Annotated in this window: 5 protein-coding genes; 3 read left to right on the top strand and 2 right to left on the bottom strand. The window is 72.8% G+C overall.

All coding sequences use genetic code 11. From position 1 onward, the window contains the following. A partial coding sequence (locus ACY0I8_RS15100) for a hypothetical protein (RefSeq protein WP_461395401.1) occupies positions 1–1,639 on the top strand: 1,639 nt, incomplete at its 5' end. Between the two features lie 425 nt (positions 1,640–2,064). Here ACY0I8_RS15100 and ACY0I8_RS15095 read toward each other — a convergent pair. Further along, entirely contained in the window at positions 2,065–3,363 is a 1,299-nt protein-coding gene (locus ACY0I8_RS15095; RefSeq protein ID WP_461395400.1) for a nickel-dependent lactate racemase family protein, read from the bottom strand. Between the two features lie 25 nt (positions 3,364–3,388). On the opposite strand from ACY0I8_RS15095, the gene ACY0I8_RS15090 reads away from it, so the two are divergent. Further along, positions 3,389–4,240, top strand: coding sequence for a DEAD/DEAH box helicase (locus ACY0I8_RS15090; RefSeq protein ID WP_461395399.1), 852 nt, complete (start codon positions 3,389–3,391; stop codon positions 4,238–4,240). After that, entirely contained in the window at positions 4,132–5,979 is a 1,848-nt protein-coding gene (locus tag ACY0I8_RS15085) for an ATP-dependent helicase C-terminal domain-containing protein (RefSeq protein ID WP_461395402.1), read from the top strand. Before ACY0I8_RS15090 ends, ACY0I8_RS15085 begins: the two co-directional genes overlap by 109 nt. 60 nt (positions 5,980–6,039) lie before the next feature. On the opposite strand, the gene ACY0I8_RS15080 is transcribed toward ACY0I8_RS15085, so the two are convergent. Beyond that, a partial coding sequence (locus ACY0I8_RS15080) for an SDH family Clp fold serine proteinase (protein ID WP_461395398.1) occupies positions 6,040–6,426 on the bottom strand: 387 nt, incomplete at its 5' end.

Genomic DNA, 6,426 nt, shown 5'->3' with positions numbered 1-6,426 from the left:
CCGGGTGGACATGGCCGAGGTGGTCCGGGCCACGGCGGGCCGGGCCGTGGTGGTGGGCCCCCGGATCCTCCTGCCCGCCGGCACCGTGTTCGCGTTCGAGGCCGACCACGGCACGCAGACCCAGTGGCTCAACCCCCTGGCAAACCGCGGGCTCCAGGACGTCCACGGCAACCCGTTCTTCAGCCTGGAGTTCGGCGGGAAACACGCCCAGCAGTACGAGTTCACCCTGTGCGGCCCGCCGGAGACCGTGCTCGAGGAACTTCGGGCCGCGTTTCCCGACCGGATCCGCTCGGCCGACGATCTCTCCGTCGTCCGGGTGCCGGGCCCCGTGCCCGTGAACCTCGGGGGGAACAACAAGAACATCCTCGAGGAGCTCCACGTTCTCTACGGCTCCCCCGAACTCGGGGCGCAGACGAAGGGCATCGCCCTAGAGCACCGGTTCTTCTTCGACACCAGGGATCCCCGGTACCCGATGGTGCGCGACCTCTACGACCGCATGGGCGTCTCCACCGGCTCGGAGGAGGAGTTCCACGTGGAGGGCTTGCTGCCCCGCATCTCCTACGTGCTGACCCTGGTGGAGGACGGGGGCAAGGCCCGGGACCGGATCATCCTCACCGCCCGCACCAACGAGGAGGTGATCCCCCGGGAACAGCTGAACGACGTGTATTTCGACATCGAGTACCGGCTGCGGCGCGACCCGGAGTTCGTGGAAACCCACCTCGTCATCAACTCCATGACGAACCCCGAGGAGGTGCGGCTCGTGGCCCGGCTCCTGCAGACCGCGTTCGCGAGCGGGGTGCGCACCTACCTGTGCCCCACGCTCACGTGGCTGCGGTGCGTGGACCGGATGATCGAGCAGAAGTACTACGCCACCGAGAAGGAGCGGTTCTACGAGTACCGCAAGGACTTCCTGTACACGGCGGTGCTTCCGTTCGTGCAGTACCTGATCTGCAACCGGGAGGAACTGACCGAGGTCGACAACCTGGTTCACAAGCAGGGCATCGACGCCACGGCGAGCCATATCGCCCACCGGATGAACCGGGGCCGGTTCGACGAGAGCTACGAGGGCGGCAAGGTGGTGGTGACCGGCGGGAGCCAGGGGGCCCGGTACACCGAGCGGCTGCCCCGGGAGCGGGCCATCCGGTTCTGGCGCAAGGCCGAACTGCCCGAGGGCATCGAGATCCGGTTCGCCGACCGCCGGATCGTCTGCGGGGACGACTACGTGACCAACCTGGTCTCGACCCTGGGAGCCGGAGACGTGTTCACCGGCATCTTCATCGGGCTCACCGCCCTGGGGTGGGACGGCGGCCACGCCCTCCGGGGGGCCACCCTGGGCGCCCAGCATTTCATCCAGACCCGGGAGAAGCCCGCCATCGCCGACATGATCGCCATGGACGAGACCCACATCCGGCTCGGCACGGAAACCGAGCTCCAGGACGTGATCTCCCACCACGTGGCCTCCACCGGCGACCCCACCCGCTACGGCACCATCACCGACACCGTGGTCACGATCCAGACCCGGCAACTCCAGCATCCCTTCCGGGAGATCCTGGCCCTGGAAACCGGGCTCGCCTGCCGGACCCGCGGCGCGGCCCCCCGCCGCGGCCGTACCCGGAAGACCCGGCCGCGAGGCGGCTGACCCTATTCCCCGAGAGAAGGGAGCCCCCGGCGCTCCAACCCCCCCCCATTCCCTCGATCCGGCGGGGGCCTTGCGGGGGGTCGTCCAAAGACGGATCACGCCACGAAGCTACGGATAACGAAAGCGTTGTCAGTGCCCCGGCGTTGCCACGGGAACCCGTGGGTGGGGGGCTGGTGGAGAGCCGGGTGCGGCCCCTCATGTCGCCGCGCCCTCACCAGGCTTGGATGGTCTTTGAAGATCCGGAACTTCCGCCACCGGTGCCTTGACTTACCGAACTGACAACGGCACGAAAAGGCGCGGCGATCGGGTGCCGCACTCGCGCCCGGCCGGAGCCAGCCCCCCACCCACGCCCGGCGATGCGTTTGAAGGCCTCAGCAGTTAGCGGAAACTAACCCCCGCTCCCCCAACGATTTACGATTTACGATTTACGATTCACGATTCCCGTCCCCGCCCCTCACCCTGAGGATTACCATGGGCCCGTCGGGCACCACGGCCCAGCGGGCGCCCGGGCCGTGGCGGGCGAGGAGATCGCGGATGCCCTGGGCCAGGTCGGCCACCGGCCGGAAGTGGAACCGCTCCAGCTCCTCGGGCGTGAACCCCTCGGTGTAGATCCAGACGTTGCGCTCCACGAGCACCTGGTAGGTCTCCTGGGCGCACCACTGGTCCGGGATGAAAAACTCCTTTTGCAGGATGCGGTTCAGGAACGCCCGGGGGGTGTCCACCATCTCCAGGATCTTCCGGTACTCGGGGCTCCCGGCTCCCTCCAGACACTGGCTCGCGATCAGGATGTCGCCCCCCGGCTTCACGGCGGGGGCCGCCCCTGTGATCCCCTTCACGGTCTGGTAGAGGTTGCAGTCCAGCGGCGCGCCGGCGTTCGTGGTCACGATGAAGTCGAGGGGCGCGTCGAGTTCCCGCACGCAGTGCCCGGCCAGGAACCGGCACCCCTCCAGGTGGGCCTCCACCGGGTGGCCCGAGAATACCCCGGTCACGCGTTTTCGGGTGTCCAGGGTCACGTTCACGATGAAGTCCGCGCCGGCCATCTCCAGCACCCGGAGCCCGGCCTCGTGGAACGGGTTGCCGTCGAGCCTCCCGTACACCGTGCCGGGGTGGGCCACCATCTCCGGGCCGTGCATGTACTGGAGGGTCTCGAGCCCCGAGATCCCGGGCAGGAGCGACTTTCGCCCCCCCGAGTACCCGGCCCACATGTGGGGCTCGATGAACCCGGTGAGCACCTTGAGCTCGGCGTCCAGGTACCGGCGGTTGAGGAGCACCGGCACCCCGCCCTCGAGGGTGCCCACCCGGCGGAGCTCGGCCGCGTCGCGGCTTCGGTGGTCCACCACCGGGTAGCGCGAAAGGATCTCCCGGCCCACGAGCCGCTCGCGCTCCTCTGGCGTGCTGGGCCGGTGCATCCCGGTGGCCACGAGGATCGTGATCCCTTCCCGGGGCACCCCGGCGGACTCCAGGGTCTCGAGGATCGGGGGGAGGAGCACGGGGTTCGGGACCGGGCGGGTGCTGTCGCTGATGACCACGCAGGCGCTCCCCCTGCCCCGGGCGATCTCGGCCAGGGGTCGGCTCGCGATGGGTTCGGCGAGGCTCCGGGCCACCGCGCCTATCGGGTCCGCCACGGCCGGCGGCTCCGAGGGCTCGATGACCCCGAGGAAGCCGGGGGTGGGCTCGATCTCGACCGGGATCCCCGTGGTGCCGTACTTTAGGACGACCTGCATCGCCTGACCTCCGCCGGAACGAGGGATGACCGAGGTTTCCGATCCTACCGCAAGCCCCCCGCCGGGCAAACCGCCCCTGCCCATCGACCCGCACCTGCCAGGCATCTGCGCCGCGCTGGGGCGGGAAGGGGCCGCCGTGGTCGTGGCGCCCCCCGGCTCCGGAAAGACCACCCGGATCCCCCCGGCGCTCCTCGCCGCCGGGCTCCTGGGCGAGGGGATCTGCGTCGTCCTGGAACCCCGGCGCATCGCGGCCCGGGCCGCGGCCCGGTGGGTGGCCGAGGAGAACGGGTGGCGCCTCGGCCGGGAGGTGGGCTACCAGGTGCGCCACGACCGGTGCGGCACCGGGGAGACCCGGATCTGGTTCGTGACCGAGGGGGTCCTGGTGGCGCGGCTCCAGGCCGACCCGGAACTTTCCGGCGTGGCCGCGGTGGTGCTCGACGAGTTCCACGAGCGGTCCCTGGAGGCCGACCTGGCGCTCGCGTTCCTGCGGGAGGTTCGGGAGGCCCTGCGGCCCGACCTCAAGGTGCTCGTGTGCTCGGCGACGCTGGACCCGGAGCCCGTCGCCCGGTTCCTCGGCGCCCCGGTGCTCGAGGTGCCCGGCCGGCCCCACCCGGTGGAGGTCGTGTACCTGGAGAAGCCCGACCCCGATCCCCTGCCCTCCGGGCGGCCCGGGGGGTGCGGCGGGCCTGGCCCCTCCGGCCCGGCGAGGCGGGCGACGTGCTCGCCTTCCTGCCCGGCGCGGCCGAGATCCGGGCGGCCGCCCGCCGCCTGGCCGACTGGGCCGCCGGTGGCGGGATCGAGGTCCTGCCCCTCCACGGCGACCTTCCCCCCGCCCGCCAGGACGAGGCGCTCCGGCCCGGGGGGCGGCCCCGGGTGATCCTGGCGACCAACGTGGCCGAGACGAGCCTCACCCTGCCGGCGGTGCGCGCCGTGGTGGACACGGGGTTCGCCCGGGAACTGCGCCACGACCCGGCCACCGGCCTCGACCGGCTGGAGACCGTCCCCATCAGCCGGGCCAACGCCGACCAACGGGCCGGCCGGGCCGGCCGGGTCGGCCCGGGGCTCGCGCTTCGGCTCTGGACCCGCCACGACGACCGGGGCCGGCCGGCCGAACCGCTCCCCGCGATCCGGCGCGTCGACCTCTCCCGGGCCGTCCTGGAGGTCGCGGCCTGGGGCGCCCCCGACCCGGCGTCGTTCGGGTGGTTCGAGCCGCCGGACCCGGCCCGGCTCGCCGCCGCCCTGGACCTCTTGCGGGCGATCGGGGCCCTGGGGCCCGACGGCCGGCCCACCCCCCGGGGCGAGGCCCTGCGCCGGCTCCCGCTTCCCCCGCGGCTCGGGGTCCTCGTGCTCGTGGCCGCCGAGGGGGGAGCGGCGTGGGAGGGGGCGCTCGCCGCCGCACTCCTGGAGGAACGGGATATCGTGCTGGGGGCCCGGGCCTTCGGGGAGGGCCGGGAGGCCCCCACCGGACCGTCGGACCTGGAGTGGCGGATCGAACTCCTGGAGGAGGCGAACCGGGCCGGGTTCCGGCCCGAGAGGCTCCGGGCCCTGGGGCTCGACCCCGGGGCCTGCCGGGCGGTCTGGCGGGCGGCCCGGCAGATCCGGCGGCTCGCCGGGGGCGGAGCCGGGGCGGGCCCGGACCGGACCGAGGCCCTTCGCCGGGCGCTCCTCGCGGCGTTTCCCGACCGGGTGGCCCGCCGCCGGGCCCCCGGCTCCGACCGGTTCGTGCTCGCGGCGGGCGGGGGGGCGGTCCTGGACGCCCGAAGCGCGGTGCGCCGGGCCGACTGGGCCGTGGCCCTCCGGCTCGACGCGGGCGGCCGGGGCGCCCGCCGGGAGGCCACGATGCGGTGGGCGAGCGAGATCGACCCCGCGTGGCTCGAGGCCTTCCCGGGGTTCGAGACCCGGTTCGAAACCCGATACGAACCGGAATCGGGCAGGGTCGTGGCGGCGGAGGTCACGACCTACCGGGGCCTGGCGGTGCGGGAGCGCACGGCCGCCCCCGATCCGGCCGAGGCGCTGGACCGCCTGGCCCGGGCGGCGCGGAACGAACCCGAGCGGTTCCTGGACCTCGGGCCCGAACCCAGGCGGCTCGTGGCCCGGTGCCGGTTCCTGGCCCGGGCGCTGCCCGGATCGGACCTGCCCGCCTGGGACCCGGACGACTGGGAGGCCTTGGTGCGCCAGGCGGGGTGGGGCGCCACCTCCCGGGCGGATCTACGGGCCCTCGACTGGGCGGGGGCGATCCGGTCGTTCCTGGGCTGGGACCGCTCCTCGCTTCTCGATCGGGAGGCACCCGACCGGATCGAGGTGCCGAGCGGAAGCCGGATCCGGGTGGACTACCCGGAGGGCGGGGACCCGGTTCTCCCCGTCAGGGTCCAGGAGGTGTTCGGGTGGGCCGAGGCCCCCCGGGTGGCCGGTGGGCGGGTCACGGTGGTGCTCCACCTCCTCGGTCCCCACGGCCGGCCGGTGCACATGACCTCGGATCTCCGGAGCTTCTGGGACAACGTGTACCCCGAGGTCCGAAAGGAGATGCGGGGCCGCTACCCCAAGCACCGCTGGCCCGAGGACCCGTGGTCGGCCGAGCCCACCCGCCGCACCACGAAACCCCGGAGGAAAGAATAGGCGGCAGCCAGGCGCCCCCCCGTTCCCCACCATTCCCCATTCCCCATTCCCCCCAGGAAATCACTGCTTCGCGCCCGGCCCTTCCCGGCCCTCCCGGTGCCGGGGCACCGGCAGGTACTCCACCGAGGGCACCCGGCGCACGGGCTGGGGGAAGAGGCCCATGAGCTCGTACACCGGCTGGGGAAGCTCCGTGGACACGTTGAGCCCCAGGGCCCGGGCCTCGTCGCAGGTGATCGGGTGGTCGTGGGTCCAGGTGCCGGTGGAGAGAATCTCCGCGAGTTCCTCGACCTTCTCGTCCGGGTACTTGCCCTGGAGAAGCCCCTTCACGCTGTCGCGCACCTGGCGGATCGCCTTCTGGGCCACGTCGGCCAGGATCAGGGTCTGGTCGTCGATCTTCTCGGCGGGCTTTTGCTCGAGCACCTTGAGGATGCTCGCGGCGGGCTGCTG

The sequence above is a fragment of the Deferrisoma sp. genome (assembly GCF_054681715.1).
The sequence above is the reverse complement of the archived record's forward strand: the minus strand, read 5'-3'. Positions and strand labels throughout refer to the sequence as shown.

Bases quoted from the DNA above. Each gene is read 5' to 3' on its own strand.
- ACY0I8_RS15095 (WP_461395400.1), bottom strand. From the start codon at position 3,363: ATGCAGGTCGTCCTAAAGTACGGCACCACGGGGATCCCGGTCGAGATC.
- ACY0I8_RS15090 (WP_461395399.1), top strand. From the start codon at position 3,389: ATGACCGAGGTTTCCGATCCTACCGCAAGCCCCCCGCCGGGCAAACCG.